Source organism: Microcystis sp. M109S1, from assembly GCF_020247025.1.
GTDB lineage: Bacteria > Cyanobacteriota > Cyanobacteriia > Cyanobacteriales > Microcystaceae > Microcystis.
Genome location: NZ_JADBRW010000233.1, coordinates 1 through 3,550, shown reverse-complemented (window position 1 = coordinate 3,550; position 3,550 = coordinate 1). Strand labels below are relative to the sequence as shown.

At 39.6% G+C, this 3,550-nt stretch carries 2 protein-coding genes; both read right to left on the bottom strand.

What is annotated here, in order from left to right; translation table 11 throughout:
- Window positions 1–361: 361 nt before the first annotated feature.
- Window positions 362–2,002 (bottom strand): pilus motility taxis protein HmpF, encoded by a 1,641-nt coding sequence (hmpF, locus tag IM322_RS11690; RefSeq protein ID WP_287675836.1) that lies wholly within the window; start codon window positions 2,000–2,002, stop codon window positions 362–364.
- Window positions 1,981–3,312: an RNA-guided endonuclease InsQ/TnpB family protein gene (locus IM322_RS11685; protein WP_287675835.1), complete on the bottom strand. Its 1,332-nt coding sequence runs from the start codon at window positions 3,310–3,312 to the stop codon at window positions 1,981–1,983. The genes hmpF and IM322_RS11685 overlap by 22 nt, the downstream gene beginning before the upstream one ends.
- Window positions 3,313–3,550: the final 238 nt, after the last annotated feature.

Here is a 3,550-nt window from a genome sequence, read left to right as displayed (position 1 = left end):
TCTTAGATTATATAATTTATAGCATTTTTCTATAGCGTTTTTCAGTCTGCTGAGGTACAAAAGTTATGGGTTTTAGGCAAAAGGCAAAAGGCAAAAGGGAAGAAAAATAGGTGTACCTCACTAGCTTAGGAAACGCTATAAATTATTTTATCCATAGATAAAAAGCTATAAAAGTTATCGGAAAAATCGGGTCTAAAACCTCGCCTTAAGGCGAAAAGTTTTTGGAGCGGGGCATAAATCCCCGTTACAAAAACGGCCTGCTGCCCCCTGCCTGCTGCCCCCTGCCTCCGTTAACGGCAAAAACGGCGAAATCTATGTCCAGATTGCCCTGTATTATTTGTTCAGGAAGCCCTAATTAAGCCTAACTGTTAATAGCGTAATGATAGGCACTACCATTAGATTCCATAGGCATCAACCACTGGGAAATAGTTTCTAGTTTTTGACGGATTTGATCGAGTTGATCCTGCACGGGTTGCAGGAAAGTTTCGTACTGTTGTACCTGAGTTTTTAAACGCACTAATACCAGATTAGCATCGCGCCATTGTCGCTCCTGTTCTTCAAATTCACGAGTTTTTTGCTCTAAATCCGACCATTGACCGTCAATACTATCGCTGCTTTTTTGTAAATCCTCTTGTAGTCCCTTGATTTCTGCTGCTAAACGTTGACTTTCTTGGAGATTATTTTGATAACTATCGGCCAACAGAATTAACAATGGTTCAAAGCTACATTTTTGGGCATCTTCTGGGGATAAAATTCCCTGTCTCCGTTGCAGAATTTTCAGATGTTGAGAGCGAATAGCTTGCCTTTCGTGGAGATTACGTCTTTGTCCGACCAAAGTTGCCGCCAGCATTCCTTTTTTTTCCTGTTCCTCGGCTAATTCTTCTTCTAAATTAGCTCGCTCGGATTCATCTATTGTGGCCATTCTTGCTTCTAATTCTTCCACGGTTTGGCATTGGAGAGTTAATTCTTCCTCTTGGTCGTTGACAAAAATTTCCCAGCGCTTGAGGTCTGTTTGTAAGTTCTTAACTAAGCTCTCCAATTCTTCTAAAGGCATTTTTTCAAGAGCTTCTAGATCGATTTTACCATCAAAATCTAGTTCTTCCCCTTGCAGGAGACGAAGGAGCATTTGTCGAGTAGAATCAGTGGTTTGTAGGGTGAGGTTAAGGCGCTCGAATAATTCCTGTTTTTGACTCAGAACAGTTTCTTGTATTTGTAATTGTATTTTAGCCGTTTCCAAAGCATTGCGACTCGTCTGTAATTCCCTAGCTCTTTGTTCGAGATAATCGAGCATTTCATCGTTGGCGACCTGACGATTTTCTACAGCTTTTTTCTGCTCCTCTAAACTCTGCCAACAACTATTTAAAATTGTCTGTTGTTCCTGCACAGATTCAAGAGTGGAATGGATAATTTGTGAGGGAGAATTGCCCCGATCATGATTATTAGCTAAACGCTCCGCTAGAGAGCGAATAAATTGTTGTTTTTCTGGGGAAAGATTGGGGTAGGAGTTACAATTTATTTGTCCTTCTTCCAGGTGTCGCTGTTGCTCGTTTAATTGTTGTTTTAGGGTTTCCAGTTCTTGTCTTTTGCGCTCTAAATACTCGAATTCTGCCTCTATTTGTTCAATTTGCTCGATTCTTGTCTCCATTTCCATTTTCTGGCGGTTGAGAATCTCGGTTTGATAGGTGAGGGATTGTTTCCACTGCTCGATTTTCTCTTGATCTTTCTTGCTGCGCTCCATCAAACGGGAAATCTTTTGCAGTTGCCGCACCATCTCCGCTCCCGCTAATTCCGGGTTTCCTTGCAGTTGACGATTATTGCTCAAATTTACCAAGAGAAGCGCACCTTCACCCAGGGAGTTAGTTTCGTCGTAGGTTAAGATATCTTCCCCCGGTATGGCACTCCACGTCTGATCATTATGCTGACAGGCCAATAGTTTCAATTCGGTTTTGTAACCACCGATAAAACCTCTAGTCTGTTTTTTTACTTCTGCAAGGTATAGCACGAGTAGTTGTCCTCCATAATAAAAGTTTTTTTGACTTCTCCGACCCATAAATGACGGAGGATTCTCAGCGGACTTCGCGTCTTTTTAGCTGACCAGCACTTGAATTTCTGGGGACGAGTCCAAACGCCCCTAGACACTCGACTTAAATCAAAATTAATTGTTGTTCTTACTTTCCGAATTATGTTAGCTGCCCCATTAGCATCAGCATTAATATACTGATTTTGAGCAGTCCGATACAATCCTCTTTTTGTTCTCTTTCCTGATGGTTGCCACCCTGCGGGTTTTTCACCAAATTTAGGTAGCGAGTCATTGTCTAAGAATGAAGCTTTTGAGGTATAACTTTCTTCTGTTTCAATAAACTTAATCCCACACTGTTCACACAATTGTCTAATGCGTTCTTTGAGTTTTGGTGTCGGAATTGAAACAAAAGATTGATGGTTCTTTTTGCCTAAATTACTTTCCGTCTTTTGGTCTTTGTTCCTTTGATGCTCAAGACAGTGATTAATAACAAGTCTAGCTGCTTTATTAACAGCATCTCTTATTTGTCGATTACGCTTTTCTGTGATTTTAGCGAGTTGAGTTGACCAAAATCCTTGAGGTTTTCCTTCTTTGAGAGTAGCTACCTGTTTGTTGTACCAACGATTAACAGACTTAAGATGCCTTCCATCAATGACAAAGCTAGTACCAAGACTAGAAACTCCTGTTAGCCAATTGTTTAAACCCAGATCTAAATCTAGCACATTATCGGGATTGACCTCAATCTCGACTGGTTTACTCTCATAAACAAACTCAACATAAAAACAATGATTTCTGGGCAGTATTCTTAATTCCTTAATTTCTTGAAACCTCAAATTGGAGGTCATTGGCAAATAGAAGCTATCAAGTCCAAACCATTGCTTAACAGTTTTTCCTAAAGGGATTCTAATTTGATTATCAACCCATTTTAGGGCTTGCTTGGGATAAGTGACAAGGAACAGACCTTCTTTTTTTATGTATTTAGGTAGATGAGGCTCATCTGTTAACTCTCCCTTTCTATATTTCTGGTTTAGCTCTTTAAATGATTTAAATGACTCAGCAACACTTCTAAGTATTTGCTGTGCTGCCTGAGAGGATAAAACTTGATAGTGTTTGTTGTTTTTATACTCTTTCTCTAAATCAAATTTGCCAATAATTTTCTGGGTTTTGAAATAAAGTTGACGTGCATAATAAATTCCACAGTTAGTCAGCTTATGAGACTCAGCACAAATGAACTCAAGGATAGCCTTTAAATGTTTATCCATGCTCATTAGATTTTGCTGGCATCTATACATTGTATTTTTCCCTCCTGATGTTATACTAACATAAATGCACTAAGCTGTTCGTAATTTAAATTGCTTGTTGAGACGAGGCAAGAGGCACTCTTGCAAGAGGGGAGCATCTCACTTACGCGATGAGTAATTATACTTAGCCTAAAAGCCACTCTTAATCGTGTCTTGGAACGAAATAGAGGCTTTTAAAGACTGCGTACATGGAGAATTAAAACAAGAATTACCCTCGAAAAGCCTATTT